Origin of the sequence: Vibrio sp. AH4 (assembly GCF_030710545.1) — a bacterium.
Taxonomy (GTDB): Bacteria; Pseudomonadota; Gammaproteobacteria; order Enterobacterales; family Vibrionaceae; genus Vibrio; species Vibrio metoecus.
On sequence record NZ_JALAIV010000003.1, the window covers coordinates 66,696 to 85,416 of the forward strand.

The 18,721-nt window shown below is 47.3% G+C and carries 16 protein-coding genes and 2 pseudogenes; 5 read left to right on the forward strand and 13 right to left on the reverse strand.

From position 1 onward, the window contains the following. Positions 1-117 precede the first annotated feature (117 nt). From MKA69_RS13505 to MKA69_RS13560, 13 genes and pseudogenes are all read right to left on the reverse strand, one after another. Positions 118-1,800 (reverse strand): SpoIIE family protein phosphatase, encoded by a 1,683-nt coding sequence (locus MKA69_RS13505; RefSeq protein WP_000634459.1) that lies wholly within the window; start codon positions 1,798-1,800, stop codon positions 118-120. 32 nt (positions 1,801-1,832) lie between these two features. Further along, complete coding sequence (locus MKA69_RS13510) at positions 1,833-2,132, reverse strand: STAS domain-containing protein (RefSeq protein WP_000116149.1); 300 nt, start codon at positions 2,130-2,132, stop codon at positions 1,833-1,835. Positions 2,133-2,143: 11 nt separating this feature from the next. Next, positions 2,144-3,298: a methyl-accepting chemotaxis protein gene (locus MKA69_RS13515; RefSeq protein ID WP_055031853.1), complete on the reverse strand. Its 1,155-nt coding sequence runs from the start codon at positions 3,296-3,298 to the stop codon at positions 2,144-2,146. 28 nt (positions 3,299-3,326) lie between these two features. Continuing rightward, complete coding sequence (locus MKA69_RS13520; RefSeq protein WP_305848277.1) at positions 3,327-4,367, reverse strand: chemotaxis response regulator protein-glutamate methylesterase; 1,041 nt, start codon at positions 4,365-4,367, stop codon at positions 3,327-3,329. Beyond that, on the reverse strand, positions 4,364-5,017 hold the full coding sequence (gene cheD / locus MKA69_RS13525) for a chemoreceptor glutamine deamidase CheD (RefSeq protein ID WP_305848278.1): 654 nt from the start codon (positions 5,015-5,017) through the stop codon (positions 4,364-4,366). The genes MKA69_RS13520 and cheD overlap by 4 nt, the downstream gene beginning before the upstream one ends. Continuing rightward, entirely contained in the window at positions 5,004-5,834 is an 831-nt protein-coding gene (locus MKA69_RS13530; RefSeq protein WP_000881711.1) for a protein-glutamate O-methyltransferase CheR, read from the reverse strand. The genes cheD and MKA69_RS13530 overlap by 14 nt, the downstream gene beginning before the upstream one ends. A 14-nt stretch (positions 5,835-5,848) precedes the next feature. Continuing rightward, entirely contained in the window at positions 5,849-7,897 is a 2,049-nt protein-coding gene (locus MKA69_RS13535; protein WP_305848279.1) for a methyl-accepting chemotaxis protein, read from the reverse strand. A 10-nt stretch (positions 7,898-7,907) separates the two neighbouring features. Continuing rightward, complete coding sequence (locus MKA69_RS13540) at positions 7,908-8,372, reverse strand: chemotaxis protein CheW (RefSeq protein ID WP_055027282.1); 465 nt, start codon at positions 8,370-8,372, stop codon at positions 7,908-7,910. After that, complete coding sequence (locus MKA69_RS13545) at positions 8,369-8,896, reverse strand: chemotaxis protein CheW (protein ID WP_001083298.1); 528 nt, start codon at positions 8,894-8,896, stop codon at positions 8,369-8,371. Before MKA69_RS13545 ends, MKA69_RS13540 begins: the two co-directional genes overlap by 4 nt. Before the next feature lie 9 nt (positions 8,897-8,905). Then, positions 8,906-10,147 (reverse strand): annotated as a pseudogene (locus MKA69_RS18220) (chemotaxis protein CheA); the annotation flags it as partial. Between the two features lie 215 nt (positions 10,148-10,362). Beyond that, a pseudogene (locus MKA69_RS18225) lies at positions 10,363-11,089 on the reverse strand (Hpt domain-containing protein); the annotation flags it as partial. Between the two features lie 47 nt (positions 11,090-11,136). Next, a complete protein-coding gene (locus tag MKA69_RS13555) occupies positions 11,137-11,496 on the reverse strand; it encodes a response regulator (RefSeq protein WP_055027279.1) in 360 nt (119 codons plus the stop codon). A 10-nt stretch (positions 11,497-11,506) separates the two neighbouring features. After that, on the reverse strand, positions 11,507-11,776 hold the full coding sequence (locus MKA69_RS13560) for a lipid asymmetry maintenance protein MlaB (RefSeq protein WP_000906364.1): 270 nt from the start codon (positions 11,774-11,776) through the stop codon (positions 11,507-11,509). Positions 11,777-12,044: 268 nt separating this feature from the next. Between MKA69_RS13560 and MKA69_RS13565 the strand changes: the two genes are divergently transcribed. From MKA69_RS13565 to MKA69_RS13585, 5 genes are all read left to right on the forward strand, one after another. Next, on the forward strand, positions 12,045-13,577 hold the full coding sequence (locus MKA69_RS13565; RefSeq protein WP_305848281.1) for an ABC transporter substrate-binding protein: 1,533 nt from the start codon (positions 12,045-12,047) through the stop codon (positions 13,575-13,577). Further along, positions 13,570-14,526: an ABC transporter permease gene (locus MKA69_RS13570; RefSeq protein WP_305848282.1), complete on the forward strand. Its 957-nt coding sequence runs from the start codon at positions 13,570-13,572 to the stop codon at positions 14,524-14,526. The genes MKA69_RS13565 and MKA69_RS13570 overlap by 8 nt, the downstream gene beginning before the upstream one ends. A 1-nt stretch (position 14,527) precedes the next feature. Further along, on the forward strand, positions 14,528-15,319 hold the full coding sequence (locus MKA69_RS13575; protein WP_000766238.1) for an ABC transporter permease: 792 nt from the start codon (positions 14,528-14,530) through the stop codon (positions 15,317-15,319). Next, positions 15,316-16,698, forward strand: coding sequence for an ABC transporter ATP-binding protein (locus MKA69_RS13580; RefSeq protein ID WP_305848283.1), 1,383 nt, complete (start codon positions 15,316-15,318; stop codon positions 16,696-16,698). The genes MKA69_RS13575 and MKA69_RS13580 overlap by 4 nt, the downstream gene beginning before the upstream one ends. Positions 16,699-16,961: 263 nt before the next feature. Continuing rightward, the gene (locus MKA69_RS13585) at positions 16,962-18,605 is read left to right on the forward strand and encodes a phosphoethanolamine transferase (RefSeq protein ID WP_305848284.1); all 1,644 of its coding nucleotides are present in this window, start codon (positions 16,962-16,964) and stop codon (positions 18,603-18,605) included. Positions 18,606-18,721 lie beyond the last annotated feature (116 nt).

Below are 18,721 nucleotides of genomic sequence, written 5' to 3' on the forward strand. Positions count from 1 at the left end.
ATGTATTTGAAAGCTAGACAGAAAGTGTTGTGGCGTAAAATTCCGCCACCAAACAGGCAAAAAGCTACACGGTGTAAAGGCTTTTACACTGTAAACTACCGCAAGGAAAAGCATCGGTTACAGCAAAAGATCTTTCTGCACAAAAGAATAAACCGCCGTGACTCGGCGACCTTGATTGGAGTATTCCAATGATTCGCACAGCTGCTTCGCCAATACTATTCCTCGGCCATACACTCTTTCTGTGCTCGTCACATTGATGCGGTTGCAATCGAATCCTTTACCGCTATGTTCTAAATCGATCTCTATCTGCTGTTTTTCTGGTTGATAGTTCACTTTCAGGATCACCCAGTGGTATTCGGGCAAGTTTTTTAAGCGCTTATCACGCAATTGGTAAAACTCAAAGAAACCATCCGGCGTATCTTTGAGTGAAGAATCCAGCTCCAATAACCCATGTTCAATCGCATTAGCGAACAGCTCGGAAAGCACGGAACACAGCAAATCAAGATGTTCTCCTCCACTAACAATCCCGGTTAAAAAGCGGCGAACCTCATTCATCAGCGATACTTTGCGTAATACATCGGCTGGGAAATGCAGCTCCGTTTGTAATGGGATGCAGCTGAGCACAACTTTGGGCAACGCTTTGTCGCTTTGGTTGCTGTTGGTGATCGGGAAAGTCATGGTCAAAATAGAAAGGTCATCCCCCTTACCACGGTTGGAAAACTTTTTAACCGCATCGTACAACGTTGGGATTAACGCCTCAGAATAGGCTTGGGTCAGTACTTGCTCAAGGCGCTCTTCACCAAAATGCTCACCTTGTTCGTTCATGGCTTCAATAATGCCATCGGTATAGCACACTAACTTTTGGTTGGGTTCCAATTTGAAGTGTTGAACATCCGCTTCAAACTCATCTGAAGAGAGCACTCCCAATGGCATATGATTCGAAACCAAACGACTGACAATGGTACCCTGATGATCAAGCAAATAAGCTTCCGGCAGCCCTCCACCCCACCAAGAGATCTCGAAGCCATTGGCTCGAACTTCAAAAACACTGGCGGCTAACATCATTCCAATCGGTAAAAAACGCTCCAGAGAATGGTTTAACTCAATCACCATTTCCCCTAACGATAACCCTTTTTGTGCCGTGGAGAAAAACGTTCGGGTGGCAGGAATCGTCGAAATTGCGGCGGGTAAACCATGCCCTGTCGCATCCGCAATCATCACATACACACCACCATGCGGCCGATTCGCGACCACGATCAAATCACCATTAAAAATGGTCGAAGGGGTAGAGATATAATGAATACCGAAAATCTGCTCCACTTGATGACACATCTCTTCCATCAAGTTCGTAAAAATGGATTCTGAAATCGCGTAATCGTACTGCACTTGCTCACGAAAATGGCGTAATTCGTCACGCTGATCCATCACCTCATTATGCATTTTCACGATCCGGTAATGAGCCTGAACTTTCGCGATCAACACACTGCGTTCAACCGGTTTGAGTATGAAGTCATCCCCCAACGCTAAGCATTTTTCGAATGAATCTCGATCGTCCAATACCGTAAGAAAAATGATTGGGATATGGTGTTTCACAAACGCTTGACGAATCTCCTTCGCAGTCGCAAATCCATCTTTAATCGGCATCATCACATCAAGCAAAATGACATCGGGAAGCGTCTCCATATTACGCATCGCATCCACGGCTTGCTGCCCATTTTCGAAAGTATCAATGTGGGATGCTAAGTGCGCCAAAATAAAACGGCACAATTCGCGGTTGGTAGCATGATCATCAACAATCATTACTCTCACTGGCACTTCTCCCTACAACTTGGTTATTCGATATCGAATTTTTTATCGAAACGCGACAGCAGTAAGATCTTACGGACTTGCGGCAAGGTGTTGGTAATTCGAATTGCTCCATCCGCCTGCTCTAAATATTTCTGCATGTTGAGCAGCATGCCAAGCCCTGCACTATCGATGTAATCGACTTTCCGTAAGTCAATGGTAAATCGGTGGTCATAGCGCTTCGTATAACTCGCTCGAAACTCGTGCACAAGATTGAAGCAAAAAGCGCCCTCAATCGAAATGGTGATGTGTTTGTTGTGACTATCGATGTCGGTCTGCACACTCATCGCAATCTCTCCTAGAATAACTCTACTTCGCCTTCATCCATGCTGTGTTGATTCGCCGCCAACGCACCACGGTTACGTGAACGGTCTTGCAACGCTGCAATCTTATCTACCAGTTGCTGATTGCTACCTGAGCTACTGTGTAGTGTTTTAAGCAAACCGGTTGCTTCTTGTAGAAAGCTGATTGAGCCCAGCGCATACTCGCCTTGTTGAGAGACGATGTCCGTGAATTGTAAGGCACGCGTGCCTTCACGAACTTGTAGAGTTAACTGTTGCCCTAGCTGCTGAAGTTTGGTGACTTCTTGTTCAATTTCGGTATTAAGCTGCTGTACGCCTCGCAGCATATAATCCACTTTTTCTTTTGACTCAATGGCTTGTGTCATATCGAAAGACGCCATTTCGCCGACTGTTCGGTTGGCGAGTTCGACCGTATCTTGCGCAATCTTCATTTCGGTTTCGATCTGTGTATTCAGATTCGCAGCTTGAATGGAGAGGTTACGCACTTCTTGCGCCACCACGGCAAAACCGCGTCCCGCTTCTCCGGCTCTTGCTGCTTCTATAGCCGCATTCAGAGCCAGTAGGTTAGTCTGTTCTGAAAGGCCACGAACTTGCTGCAGAAGCTTGAAAACCACGTCTAGTTTCAATGACATATCGTGAATACTGTGTACTGCCAAAATACTTTTTTCCGAAACATCCACCAGTATTTGCACAAACTGTTGAATAATCGCTTCCGTTTTGGGCAATACCTCCATTAAGTCAAATTCACTGCCTTGGTTAGCGAGTAAGTTATTGACCAACTGAGTGGAGACTGCGGATTGCTCTTCACTCACACTCTGTAAACCAAAGAAACTGTTGTTAATGGTTTCAGCTGAGGCTTTCACTATTTGGTTTTGCTTTTCCAAAGGGTCAGTTATGCGCTGAATATTCTCTTTTAGGATCTGCTCAATTTGACTTAATACCTGTTTATATTCAGTCGGTAACGTACTTTCAGCAGGGGGACCTGCATCTTTAGGCTGGGGCTGGTGGCTGAAATACGCAAACCAAGGCAATAGCGCCCCCAACGCGGCGAGTAAAACAAGCCACCAAGCCAACCCAAACTGGAAAACAACCAACAGTAAGAGTATTTGCCCAATCAGTATCAGTGTTATTTTGTGTTTTTGGGTAATCATCCTGAACCTCTCGACGTCCAACTTGGGGTTATTTCGGCTTTTTTTGTAATTGTTCTATGATCCATGCCGCCATCAACCCTAAGGGTTTCACTGCGTCGGCCGCACCTAATTCAATCGCCACTCGTGGCATACCCCACACCACGCTCGATTGCTCATCCTGTGCCGCAGTGACTGCACCTTGCTGATGCATGGCTAGCATGCCTTTTGCTCCATCTTGCCCCATTCCAGTCAAAATAATGCCTAACGCTTTACTGCCTACCGCTTGGGCAATCGAATCAAACATGACATCAACCGAGGGTTTATGCCGATTGACAGCGGGCCGATCATCTAACTCGGCATACAATTTTCCGCTTCGTTTCACGACAACAATGTGCTTATCCCCCGGAGCCAAATAAGCGCACCCCATCTCCAGAGGGGTTGTTTGCTGCGTGACTTCTTGCACTTGAAGCGCACTGCTGTCATTGAGACGTTTAGCTAATGATGGGGTAAACAGTGCACTGATATGTTGTGTCATCACAACGGGGGGCAATCCTGCCGGCAAAGCTGATAGCACTTGCTTAACGGCTTCCGTGCCTCCCGTCGATGATCCAATCGCGATCAATTGATATTCGCTTGCCGCCCCTCCTTTCAGGCTTGGCGAAGGTGATGTACTTTGTCCTCCCCCGACATTAGCTTGTGCAGCCATCTTAATTTTTTCATTAACCAAAGCTTTGTAGCTGAGCATTTCTGCTGGGTTATCGGACGAGGGTTTAGGGAAATAATCAACCGCGCCAAGTTCTAGTGCCGCCAACGTCGCCTCAGCGCCATGTTGAGTGAGCGTTGAGATCATAACCACTGGCAATGGATGGAGGCGCATCAGGTTCTTTAGAAACTGTACGCCATTCATTTTCGGCATTTCCACATCCAAGGTAAGAACATCCGGCTTATACAACTTGATTAACTCCCGAGCCTGATAGGGATCTTCCGCACTCGCAATCACTTCCAGAGCCGGATCACTTTCGATAAGTTGTGTCAAAAGAGCTCGAAATACAGGAGAGTCATCCACAATCAATACTTTGATTTTTTTCATTGAAACAACTCCACATCATTGTAGGGGCTTTGTTTATCCATCTTGTGTTGGTAATGCTCTTCATCTTGTTTGATTGCGTGTGCGGCACTAAACCCGATCCGTTTGATCCATGCTTGACCGGTTTTAGGATCAAACAGCAGTTTCCTAGGTTGTGATCCCCCTAAGTCTTGAGCCACCACATGCAGCTTTTCTCGTTTGGCGTATTCAAGAACAAACTCGACATTTTTTTCTCCAACCTGAGATTGGTACCCCAGTAAATGGGCCCCCCCAAACAGCTTGAAATGCAATCTTTCTCGCTCAGCATTCATCGATAACAAACGGTTAATCAGGAGTTCCATGGCATAACAACCGTAGCGTGACGCATCCGATAGCAACGCTTGAGGATGCCAATGTTGGCTCTCAAACTGGCTGTTAAAGGGCAGTAAAAAATGGTTCATACCACCAATGCCTAACTCACTATCCCAAGCACATACTGAAACACAGGAACCTAATCCCGTATGAATAATTTCCTGTTCGCCAGTCGCGTAGACTCCGCCCGGCATCACTTTGACCCAATACCGATGATCGCTAGGATGATTGAAACGATGGTAGTGACCATTCGCCTCTTCCCGTTCAATTCTGCGCTGTGTGGCGTTTTTACTGTCTAACATAAATGGTATGCCCAAGATGATGGAAAAGGGACACACAGCGCCCGATACTCTCCGAATGGCCTAGCATCAAAACACCACCCGGCTTAAGTTGTTCATGAAAACGTTCAATCAATTGTTCTTGGGTCGGGCGGTCAAAATAGATCATCACATTCCGGCACATAATCAGATCCAATTTCTGCTTAAATGGCCAAGCCTGAATCAGATTTAAAGGACGAAAATCAACATAGTGTTGCAGCTCCTGCTTGATTTTCATGTTGCCTTGTTGCCCTCTCACCCCCCGAACAAAACTACGGTGCAGATAAGGCTCCGGAATCGAGGTTTGTGACTCAATGGGATAAATCCCTAAACGTGCTTTTTCTAATACGGCGGTATCCAGATCAGTTGCCCAAATTTTCAAATCTGGGCAAAAATCCATAACCCCCGCATTCTCAAGAACAGAAACCAATGTGTAAGGCTCTTCACCGGTTGAACACCCTGCGGACCAGATCCGCAGTTGATCAACAGGCTCTTTACGCCACTCTTCCACTAGAACTTTTTCAATAAACTCAAAGTGGTGAATCTCACGGAAAAACTCCGTTTTATTGGTAGTCAGCGTATTAATAAAGTGGATGCGCTCCTGATCATCACTTTCAATCAGTTCACGAAATTCTTTAAAACGACGCAGCCCTTTACGGCGCATCTGCCGACTCAAACGACCATATACCATTGCACGTTTGGAGTCGGGCAGATAAATACCCACCGTTTTATGCATAAACCATTGAATGAATTTGAAATCTTTATCAGTGAGTTCAAACTCTTGCTCATTGACCGCCAACATACGTCATCCTTGGATTAGAACTCTTCCCATTCATCACTTTCATCAGCTGCACGAGGTGGCATTTTATGTACCACTTTACTCGCAGGTGCTTTCTCTTTATGCATGCCAACAACGGCTTTACTTTTAGAGGGTGTAGCAGCCTGATGTGCCGTTTTACGCTCAAAAGTCGTGATGTTGTTTTCTGTTACAAAGAAATTCATGAGATTGAGCAGCTCTTTTCCTTCATCTTTGAGGGATTGGCTAGCGGCTGACGTTTCCTCCACTAGCGAAGCATTTTGTTGGGTCATTTCATCCATCGCGGCAATCGCACGATTGATTTCATCAATACCGGTCGATTGCTCCACACTGGAGGCAGCGATCTGCGCAATCAAATCTGAGACTCTCGCGACCGCTTCCACAATTTCTTTCAATGTGGCGCCGGACTCGTTGACCAAGCGTGAACCTTCATTCACTTTGTCCACACTGTCATTGATTAAACCTTTGATCTCTTTCGCCGCGCCCGCACTGCGTTGAGCCAGATTACGTACTTCACCTGCAACCACTGCAAAACCACGCCCCTGCTCTCCCGCCCGAGCCGCTTCTACTGCCGCATTCAACGCGAGTAAATTGGTTTGGAAGGCAATTTCATCAATCACACTAATAATGTCGGCAATTTTCTTACTCGCCGTATTAATGGCTCCCATCGCATTGATAGCCTCTCCGACCACTTCCCCACCACGAGTTGCTTTTTTCGCCGCATCGGTTGCCAACACATTCGCATCTTTCGCGTTGTCTGCATTTTGGCGTACAGTCGCGGTGATTTCCTCCATACTAGCGGCGGTTTCTTCGAGGTTAGAGGCTTGCGCTTCCACTCGTTGACTCAGGTCGTTATTTCCGTCAGCAATTTCTGTTGATGCCGTAGCAACACGAGCAGAAGAGACCGTAATTTTGTCCACCATATTGCGTATGTTGACGATCGAAGCATTGACCGCACTGGCTAATCGACCGAACTCCCCCTGGTACTCTTCCGACATATTGGTGTTTAAATCACCTTCTGCCACACGGCTCATGACCGCAATACACTGCCCAAGAGGCTCAACTAAGGTCGTGAGCAGATTGTTGATGCCATCCCCCAACTCACGCATAAAACCGGTATAGGCACTGGTATTCATCCGATCATGTAAATCGCCTTTGATCGCTTTTTGGATGAGCGTTTCAACTTGGCGCTGACCGTCGCGTTGCTCGGTAATATCTACCCACTGTAACGCAGGGCCTACGTATTCCCCTTTGCCATCACGCATTGCAATACAAGTGAGGTTGAATTCTAACGAGCCGACTTTAATCATTGAGCTGAACGGTAGGCGATCGGGGTTGTTGATGATGGAACGCTGATGCGCTGGATTTTTATGGAAAATATCGATATTTTTCCCCACCAACTCAGCCGCTTTAAACCCCGGAAACGCTTTAGCCAGTTCAGGTTCACGATGGCTGAGAAGCTGTAACAGCGCAGGGTTAAGGTATTGGATGATGCCTTCTTTATCCGCCATCATTAGGTTCGTCGTCATCCCTTCCACAGCTGAAGCTAAGCGGCCAATTTGCTGCTCACGTTTTATCTCTTCCGTGACATCTCGCCATTCAAGAGTATTGCCGATGTAACCCCCACGATCATCGATGATCGCCCCAACATTCAGCTCAATTTTCACCCCTTTAATGTTGATCACTGTGGTATAGGGCAAATTTTTAGGATCCGCGAGCATGCTACGTTGATGACGAGGGTTAATGTGGAAATGGTCAATACAATAACCCTGCAGGAAATCGGCTTCAGCGCGAAAATCAGGCCACACTGAGCGAAATAGTGCTTCATGCTGTTTCAGCAATAGGAGTGTTTGATGATTGAAGTAAGTGATTCGAAAATCACGGTCAATCATCATCAATGCCGTTTGCGCTGCGTTCAGAGCAGACAATAATTGATAATTCGATAATCCGCCGTTTGTTTCTGGTTCTTCAAACTCGCTGATCACACTCTCTTTGGCTGGCTCGACAAACTGCGGCACAACCTGTTGCTTACGATTCCAAAATGCCATGTGTTTTCCCTCATTGCGTGCTTTCGGCAGTGGAGCTTAGGTTCAGCGCCTCAACATCGAACAGCGCATCAATATCAATTAGAACTAAATGTCGATTTTTTATTGCAGCAATCCCTTTGACATACTGATTGCCAATTACCGTTGAAATACTGGGGGCGCGCTTTATTTCTTGTTCGGATAACGCATACACTTCCGCTACCGCATCAACAATTAAGCCTAGCGGCTGCTGGCTAGCCGCGTTAATCACCACAACAACCGTGGTCGCGTTAATCTCAACCGGAACCAAACCCAAGCGGCGTTTGAGATCCACAATCGGAATGTATTCACCACGAATATCCAGCAAGCCGATCACAAAAGGGGGAGCATTGGGAATCACTCGAACAGGGCTCCAACCTCGCACTTCTCGCACTTCCAGTATCGGAATACCGTATTCTTCATCATCTAAAATGAAGCTCAGAAACTCTCGCTGCATCATGCCTGTCCCTCGCTGAGGATCCTGTCCATATCCAGCAATGCATTACCATCAAGCAGAGACATGACTTCATCCCCGACATTTAAAATTCCACTTAAAAAAGGCACTACGAGACTTTCCCCCACCGCGGGGTTTAACACTGCCTCTCCTTGCCCAATCACATCACTGACAGAGTCAACCACCACTCCCATCAGGCGCTTTTGATCTTGCAGATGTATGCTCAGAATCAACACGACTGTGGTCGGTAAATAATCGAACTGTGTTAGCCCAAAACGCAGACGTAAATCGATGATAGGAACGATCATGCCGCGCAAGTTAATCACGCCTTTAACAAAATGCGGGGCTCTTGGAATCGGCGTCGGTGCTTCCCAAACACGAATTTCTTCCACATGAGATAGCGCCACACCATAAAGCTCTGAACCCAAAATAAAGCTTAAGAAGTCAGCGCCCCCCGTTAACCCCATGTCCATAGAAAGAATGGGAACCAATGATGCCGAGAGTGAAGTATCAAGATGAGCTGAATTCATGCCGACTCCTTACGCCGCTTTGCCTTTATTCACAGGCGACGTTGTGCGCTTCATGAAATGCGCAATCAAACCTGGGATATCAAGAATTAAAGAGACGGAGCCATCACCTAGAATGGTGGCGCCAGAAATACCCGCCACTTTGGCATAGTTCGATTCGAGGCTTTTGATCACCACTTGTTGTTGATCCAATAAATCGTCCACCAACAGCCCCACTCGATGTCCTGCCGACTCGACAAAACAGAGTAGCCGTTTCTCTAAACCACCACTTCGCCCCATCGCAAGTTCATCCTGCAGACGCAGAATAGGAATGTTTTCTTCACGCAGCCGATACAGCTCAATACCACCCGCAGCATGTTTAACACTGGCAATATTGATTTGAATGGACTCAACGATGGTCAGCAGAGGAATGACATAAACTTGGTCAGCCACTTTCACAAGCTGGCCATCCAAGATGGCTAACGTTAATGGAAGGCTAATCGTAAAACGGCTGCCACGCCCCAATTCTGACTCGACCTCAATCTGTCCGCCGAGCTCCTCGATATTGCGTTTCACCACATCCATGCCAACACCACGACCTGAGATGTCGGAGACTTGTTCTGCAGTCGAAAATCCGGGGGCAAAAATTAAATTGATGATCTGTTTATCGGTAAGGTCGCCACGTTGAGTGTGTGGCTCCAACACCCCTTTTTCTACCGCTTTGCGCCACAATTTGTCGCAATCAATTCCCGCCCCATCATCACGAATTTCGACGATAATCGAACCACCTTGATGAAAGGCTTGTAACGTAATCACGCCCGTTTCTGGTTTGCCTTTGGCAAGGCGTACATCCGGCATTTCAACGCCATGATCGATACCATTGCGTACCAAATGCACCAAGGGATCAACAATGCGTTCAAGCACCGTTTTATCTAGCTCCGTTTGTTCACCTTGGATTTGTAAATCGACTTTTTTCCCCAAACGACCACACAAATCTCGGACTAAACGGGGAAAACGGCTAAACGCAAAACTCATCGGTAACATGCGAATATTAAGTACGTTTTCTTGCAGATCTTTACTGTTTTGCAGCAGCTGCGCTAAACCGGCTTTTAACTTATCCAACTTGTCCATTGAAAAGTCATTACCCAGTTCAGTGAGCATCGATTGTGTGATAACGAGTTCACCGACAAGGTTGATGAGATTATCGACTTTCTCAATATCAACCCGAATTGAAGAAACACTCGAGTCCATTTTGGCTGGTTTGTTGGCCGCCTCTTTTTTACTTGGCGCAGCTGGATTGGGCAAAGAATTCACTTCTGTTGATGCCGTTGGAAGCATCTGCGACGATTCATGAGCAGCCGAATCATTCAAGACGGTGGATTGAGCGTGTTCCTGCGCTGCTATTGGCATAGAAGGCAAAGAAAGGTTTTCGGTCTCGCCGCCCATTTCATCAGACTCTGCCTGATTTGTGGCAAGCCCCGACAAAGGAGTCATCTCTAAGTCACACTCATCAGCAACCCAGTCAAACAGTTCACGAATTTCACTTTCTGAAGCATTACCGGTTAGATCAATGTTCCAACTTAAATAGCAAAGTTCTGGATCCATTTCGGCAAGTTCTGGCAGCGTTTGCTGATGTACTTCAATTTGGTACTGAGAACCTAACTCACGGACCTCGCGCAAGATGCGCAACGGATCATTACCGCTATAAAACAAGGTTTGGTGAGGTATAAACCGAATGCGCCACCCTTCTATTGCTGGCGTCATTTGCGGCGCCTCAGCAGCACAAGCTGAAACGCTTTCTGATGGTATAGCCACTTTAACTGTTGAGGTATCTGCGAGTAATGTTTGTAACTCGGCACTCACCTGCTCTTTCAACACATTATCAATATCCGTCTGCTGTTCACGGCTATCTAGCATGTTACGAATCACATCACAGCTTTTGAGTAGAGTATCAATACCTTGCGGTGTCAGCTGTTTTTTCTGCGTGCGGATCAAATCAAGATACGTTTCCACAGCATGGGTGAACTCACTGATCTCATGCAAATTGAACGTACCCGCGCCTCCTTTAATCGAATGAGCGGCGCGAAAAATGGTGTTCAATACTTCAATGTCTACTTGGGAGGGATCTAGTTGTAGCAACTCCCCCTCCAAAGTCTCAAGATTTTCACGACACTCGACATGAAAAATCTTGCGCAGTTGTTCCATATCTAAAGCCATAACTCACCCGCCAACTGAATAATTTTGATTATTTGAGAGCTCAGCTTTTATAAAACGCGCTGTAAAGTTTTTAGCAAGGTTTCTGGGTTAAAGGGTTTGACTAACCATCCGGTGGCACCCACCGCTTTACCTTCTTGTTTTTTTTCTGGGCTGGTTTCGGTGGTTAACATCAAAATAGGAGTGAATTTATATTGGCTTTGTAACCGAACCGCTTTCACAAACTCAAAGCCGCCCATAACTGGCATATTGACGTCAGAAATAATCACGTCGAAACGTGACTTTTGCGCCTTGGCCAACGCATCACGCCCATCCGATGCCGTTTCAACTTCATACCCCGCATCTTGAAGGGTGTGGGAGACCATTTGTCGAATCGAAATTGAATCATCTACTGCCAAAACTCTTGCCATAGTGTTTCCCTCATTCACTCTTCATTTGCATCAGGTCTGCCATCCCTAACAGGGCTATTCCTTCTGCTAACACGTCAGATAATTGGTCAAAGTAAATCTCAAGCTGGTTGTGTTGAGCCGTCATCCATAGTGATGCCAGTAACTGAATACCTGCTGCATCGACACGCACCACGGCTGAACCGTCCACCGCAATAGGTTCGTGTTGACTAATCCACGGCAAAAATTGCAGCTTACACTCCTGCACATGCGCGATATCTAGTGCTTCATTTAGTATCAACATGGAAAACCCAAACTTTAAGATGAATAGAATAATCAACCATTTTCTTACTGCTCGTATTTGAGTTTAGGAGGGATTAGCCAATTATCAAATGCAGCAAGAAATGTCTCACCAGCATCAGTGTGTGATCCCCTTTCAGCAATCGGCAAACATCAGTGGATCCCGAGTTTCAAGATTGTTTCTTTTTTCAACCAGACACATATGGACATGATTTTCATTCTCATGATTTAATTAATTGTTATGTTATAACATTTTAATTAAGGACATGTTGATGAAAAAAAGGTTGTTGTTCGGTTTGATTCTTGCGCTAGGAGGCGCAGGGATTTGGTTGACTAAAACGGAGCCTGCACCGAGTTCGCTAGAGATTTCAGGCCCCTTTGAGTTTAACAGCCAAGATTTGGCCAAGGACGGATTCCTGTTTTCGCGTCTACAAGTGGTTGAATCCTTGGTTGGCATCAATGAGAACTCACAACCATACCCTTTGCTGGCCAAAAGCTGGACGGTAAGTGATGATGGATTAGTGTGGCGTTTCCAAATACGTCCTGAAGTACAATTTCACGATGGCAGCCAATTGACGGCACAAGCGGCGGCGACGGCTCTTAATCATGCGCTAGGTAAGCCGGGAGTAATAAAACAAGTGCCGATCAAGGCGATTACCGCGCAAAACGACCAAGTAGTGATTGAACTTAATACTGTCTATCGTCCGCTCGCGGCGGTGCTTGCTCACTACTCGCTCGCAATTGCCTCCCCCAGCTCTTATGATGCCAGTGGTAACGTGATTCGGCTCTTAGGCACGGGCCCTTATCAAATCGCACAGTTGCAAGCGCCTCATAAAGCCAGTGTTACCCGCTTTAACGCTTACTGGGGTCAACCCGCCAGTATCGAGACCATCAATTATCTGGCAGGCCACCGCTCAGAAAGCCGCGCTTTGTTAGCACAAACTGGGCAAGCCGATCTGGTCTACACCCTTGACCCTATTAGCATTCCGAGTTTGCAACAGAGCCACAATCTGGATCTCTACATTGAGTCGATGCCGCGTACGGTTCTGATCAAACTCAATAACGAACACCCTTTGCTTAATCACGCCGATGTTCGTCAAGCAATCAGTTTGGCAATCAATCGTGAAGGTATTGCTCAATCGGTACTTAAGTTACCGGGATCAGAAGCGCATCAACTCTTTTCTCCCGCACTCGGAGCTTGGCACTTAGCAGAAAAATCACAGCCGCAACGTCATTTAGCGACCGCGCAAACCCTGCTAGCCAATCAAGGCTGGACGCTCAATGACCAAGGTTTACTGGAGCGAGAAGGCCAAGCGTTCCGAATTCAATTGCTGACTTATGCTGATCGCCCTGAACTACCTTTGATTGCCACCGCGCTACAAGCCCAGCTCAAAGAGATTGGCATTCAAGTGGATATTGCGATTGATAACTCAAGTGCCATCCCCGCCAAACATCATGATGGCACCCTAGAAATGGCCTTGATTGCCCGCAACTTCGGCACGATTGCCGATCCTCTGCCACTGCTTTTGAGTGATTTTGCAACGCATCAAGGATCGGATTGGGGCCCAACCAATTGGTCATCACCTCAGTTTAGCCAACTATTGGCTGAGCTTTCGACCGAATCAGACAATGCGCGTTATCAGCAATTGGCCGCTCAAGCCTCTCAATTACTGGCCGATGAGATGCCGCTCATCCCTGTGACTTATTACCGCCAGATTGTGTCGGTCAATAAACGAGTTGCTGGATTTTCGTTTGATCCCTTTGAAATTAACTACCGCGTCGCGCAGATGAGTTTCAATGACTAAGATTCTTGTTCACCGTTTTTACCAGGCCCTCTTTGTGGCCTGGTCCGTCGGCACACTGACCTTTATTTTGATGCGCTTTATTCCGGGTGATGTGGCTTATCGCATTGCAGCAGGTCGCTATGGCTATGATTATGTCAATGCCGACGCCGCGCTTGCAGTGCGTGCTGAGCTAGGACTGGATCGCTCCGCTTTTGAGCTTTACTTGCAATGGCTATGGGATTTACTGCATCTTAATTTAGGCCATTCTCTGGTCAGCAGTGAACCCGTCATTAATGCGATTATGCATAATCTCGGACACAGCCTTTTACTTGCAGGTGCTGCAACACTGCTCTCGCTGTTTATCGCGATCCCAATTGGGGTTTATTGCGGAAAACGTACCGATCAGTGGGCAGACAACCTTGCCCTGCTCGCCTCAATCATGATTAAAGCGCAGCCAGTATTTTTGATTGGTCTGGGGCTTGTCATCCTGTTTGCTTTACAACTGAATTGGTTGCCTGTTGCTGGATTTGGTCATCCCAAATTTCTTATTCTGCCTGCACTAGCTTTAGCGCTGGGTATGGCAGCAATGTCGAGTCGCATGATCCGTAACTCGACCGCACAAGTGCTGCAATCCCCTTATTACGCTTTCGCGCGTTTGAAAGGTTTGAATCACGAGCAAGCTTTTCAGCGCCACGCACAGCTTAATATCGCCCTTCCTGTTATGGCGTTTGTCGGCATTCAGGCGGTGAGCTTAGTAGAAGGGATAGTGATGATTGAATCCCTGTTCTCTTGGCCCGGCGTGGGGCATGCCTTGTCACATGCGATTTTCCAACGCGATATTCCAATGATCCAAGGCTCTGCACTGGTGATGGGATTATTGTTTGTCGCGCTCAATACGCTGGTCGACTTAACCCAATACGCATTAGACCCTCGCCTACGTTTAAGCCGACATGTTCAACCAGAGGCCTAACATGAAACTGCACTTATCGAAACCACAATGGCTTGGAGTGAGCCTGCTGATTTTGCTCGTAATGCTCGTGCTGATCGAACATCTGCTGTATGGCGGCGATCCGGCCAAACAAGATCTCAATCGCGCTTTAGCCGCCCCCAGTTGGGGTGAACCGCTGGGTACCGATCACTATGGGCGCAGTAACTTCGCACGTTTAAGCTCTGCAATTGCGACCTCGTTAACCATGGCCGTCGCTTGCGTAAGCAGTTCCGCGTTACTGGGGTTAGTCACTGGCGTGGTCGCAGCATGGAAACGCGGTTGGTGGGATAGAGGCTTTTCTTGGCTACTCAACATGTTGCTGGCCATGCCCGGTTTAATCCTGGTGTTACTGTTTGGCGCTATGGTGCCGGGCTCTTTTTTCATCCTCTATCTCGCTATTGCCTTAATGTTATGGGTGGAATTTTTCCGCGTAGTGCGCAGCAAAACCCTCTCATTACTTGAACAGCCACAAATTGAAGCCTCACGATTGTATGGCTTCAATGCTTGGTATCTATTTCGCCGACATCTTTGGCCTGAGCTAAGGGAAGATCTCTTCACGCTGGCCTGTTTTGGTGCGGGTAACGCGATTTTAGCGCTCGCCTCCATCGGCTTTCTTTATGTTGGACTTAAGCCACCCCAAGCGGAATTAGGCATGATGATGGTGGAGCTCTTTCGCTACTATCACCAAGCCCCTTGGGTACTCGCCCAACCCATCTTAGTGGTGTTTATTTTAGTGTTAAGTTTTCAACTGCTGGCCAAAGGAAAAATATCGTGACCGCGCTCCTCTCAGTACAACAACTCGCGATTTCTACTGCGCAAGAAACCTTAGTTGAAAGCTTGTCCTTTGAACTGCATGCTCACCAAGCGCTGACGATATTAGGTGAAACGGGCTCGGGCAAAAGCTTGTTGGCGAACGCGATTATTGGCAATTTGCCCGCTGGGCTGCGTAGCCAAGGTAAGATTGCGTTATTTGGCCAATATCAACATCAGCGAACTCAAGCAGAACGTGAAGCGCTATGGGGAAAACAACTTGCCGTCTTGCCCCAAGAGCCTTGGCATGCACTCAACCCGATCATGCGCGCAGGCGAACAAGTGGCAGAGGTGCATCGCTTGGTGATGGGCAATCACGCCGCTAGCGCAGCATTAACCGACTCCGCTTTTCAGCAAGTGGCGCTTCATCAGGATCAGAGCAAGTACCCACATCAGCTCTCTGGCGGCATGGCGCAGCGCGTCGCCTATTTGTGTGCCACCCAAACGCAGGCGCCTTTGCTTATCGCCGATGAACCAACCAAAGGTTTAGATGCCAGCCGCCGCGATCAAATCATTGCCTTATTGCAAGCACAATTAACTCGTGGTGCGTTATTAACCATCACTCACGATATCGAAGTTGCCGAAAAGCTCGGTGGAACCATCATTGTGATGCGCAAAGGTGTTATTCAAGAGCAAGGGCCAGCCCAACAAGTGCTGAGTCATCCTCAATCAGATTACACCAAGGCGCTGATTAGCGCTGACCCCAGATATTGGCCAACCACACCGCAGAGTAAAACAGGAGAGCCCTTGTTGACCGTGGACAATATCGCCATGCATCGCGGGGAGAAGTGCTTGTTTGATTCGCTGAGTTTTACCCTCAGCGCCGGAGAAATTCTTGGCATCAGTGGTGATAGCGGCTGCGGAAAATCTACCCTTGCCGACCTATTACTCGGGTTACTTAAACCCAGCCAAGGCCGTATTCATCGCCCACAAGCGATCCCGGTCGGTAAAGCACTAAAACTTTATCAAGATCCGCCTAGCGCCTTGGCGAAAAGCGTCACCTTACAAACACTATTGGAAGATGTGTGTCATCAGCATACGGTCGAACGCAGCCACATTCCTCGTTTACTGGAACGCCTCGCTTTGTCACCCAACTTACTGTCACGCAAAACCAATCAAGTTTCAGGCGGAGAATTACAACGATTTGCGATTCTGCGCGCTTTACTGACGCGGCCAACTCTCTTAGTCGCCGATGAGCCCACCTCGCGACTTGACCCCATCACGGCAGCGAGTACCTTGCAGTTAATCATCGAGTTAACTCAAGAGATCGGCTGCGCTTTGGTCTTGATCAGTCACGACAAGCTCGCCCTTGAGAAAACCTGCCATCGTGTACTCTCTTTGTAAGACGAGTCTTGTCATTCATGGGGCCGAATGGCCTCATGAATTCGTTTGTTTCACCCTCGTTTACAGTGTAAATACGATTACCCCAAGCAACTTAAAGTGGCTGATAAGCAGCAAATAGGAAGGGATACACAGTCAATGGTGCAGGTAAACCGATAATCCACATGGATTAACCCTTTGGTTTATCTCATACCGTTTTCTTAAGCGAGTATTAAGAAACCCCATTTATAAATGGCTTAACGTTCACAGAATTTAGCGTGGTCATCATGCCGACATTCAACATTAAGCCATTCTCCTATCTTCAATTAGTCTTTTTGCTGGCTGCCTATTTTGCGCTGCCACTCAATCTTCCGGTTTACGCTCAATTAGCGCATATTTTCAACCAATCTACGTCCCTTGATTGGGGATTCGCCCTCTCTATTCCGTTATTTTTCCTGTTTGCACTGAATTTTATCTTCCAGATTTTCAGTTGGCCTTACTTGTTCAAGCCCTTTTTTGCTGTGTTACTTGTGCTGTCGGCCTTAATCAGCTTCGCTGGCTTTCAATACGGTGTGATTGTCGATCAAGATATGTTAGTGAATGTGTTGGAAACCGACCGCGGCGAAGCGGGATCTTATCTCACAATCTACTCTGTACTTTGGTTGCTCGGGTTTGGCCTCGTGCCTGCGCTAGCTCTGCTTTTTACCCCAATCCGCCCAGAAAAAAGTGCCCTGCGTTTTTTGATGAAAAAAGGGCTATCCATGCTGGTTTCCGTTGTCGTGATTGGCGTGATCGCTGGGCTTTATTATCAGAATTACTCGTCTGTTGGACGCAACAACAGCTCACTCAAAAAAATGATCATCCCGACCCATTTTCTCTACAGCAGTTTTGGGTTAGTCAAACAGCGTTATTTCACGGAGCCAATGGTGTATCAGGAGATCGGTCAGGATGCGCAGCAAAAGCCAAGCGCCATTCGTCAGGCACCCCAAAAGCCGACCTTAGTGTTTTTTGTGTTAGGTGAAACTGCACGAGTACAAAACTACCAATACTTGGGTTATCCGCGTGATACCAATGCTTATACCGCCCCTTTCCAGCCGATCTTTTTTAAAGATGTGGCGAGTTGCGGTACAGCAACCGCCGTTTCTGTGCCTTGTATGTTCTCCAACATGAATCGCCAAAATTTTGATCGCTCTCGAGCGGACAACCAAGACAATGTGCTGGATATTCTGCAGCGTGCGGGCATCAGTCTGCTCTGGAAGGAAAATGACGGTGGCGATAAAAATGTCGCGAAGAATATCCCGCTTAAAGAGTTAGCTAGAGATAACCGAGAAGGGATTTGCGATGGCGACACCTGTTACGACATTGCGATGTTAGAGAATTTAGATCAGGAGATCTCCACGCAGCAGGGTAACCGAATGATTTTCATGCATTTCATCGGTAGCCACGGCCCCACTTACTTTAAACGCTACCCAAAAGAGATGGCAGTTTACCAGCCTGACTGCCCAAGAGCAGATATTGAAAACTGTAGCGTCGAGCAGATCGTGAACACTTATGACAACACCATCCGCTACAGCGACTATGTGATGTCGCAGCTCCTCGCCAAGCTCGACTCACTGCAAGACCGATATAATACCGCGCTGATTTATATCTCCGATCATGGTGAATCATTAGGTGAAAATGGCCTGTTTTTGCATGGTATGCCCTATAGCCTAGCGCCTGAGTACCAGACTCGAGTCCCTCTCCTTATCTGGATGTCCTCTGGGTTTAGCCAAAGTAAAGGGATTGATGTTGAATGCCTGCGCAGCAACAGTGAATTACCTTATGCGCACCAGAATCTGTTTCACTCACTGCTCGGCGTGATGGATGTATCAACCAAAGCGTACCAAGCCAATTTGGATCTGTTTGCAAAGTGTAGAACCAGCCAATCTTAGCCATACCCAAACAACTTAGCCTTAGGTAGCGGGCAAATGAGTGCATCCCCAAGAGCATAGGCAAGCTCTATGGCTTGGGGTAAACGAACGTTGCCAACACCGCGACAACGTTAAGC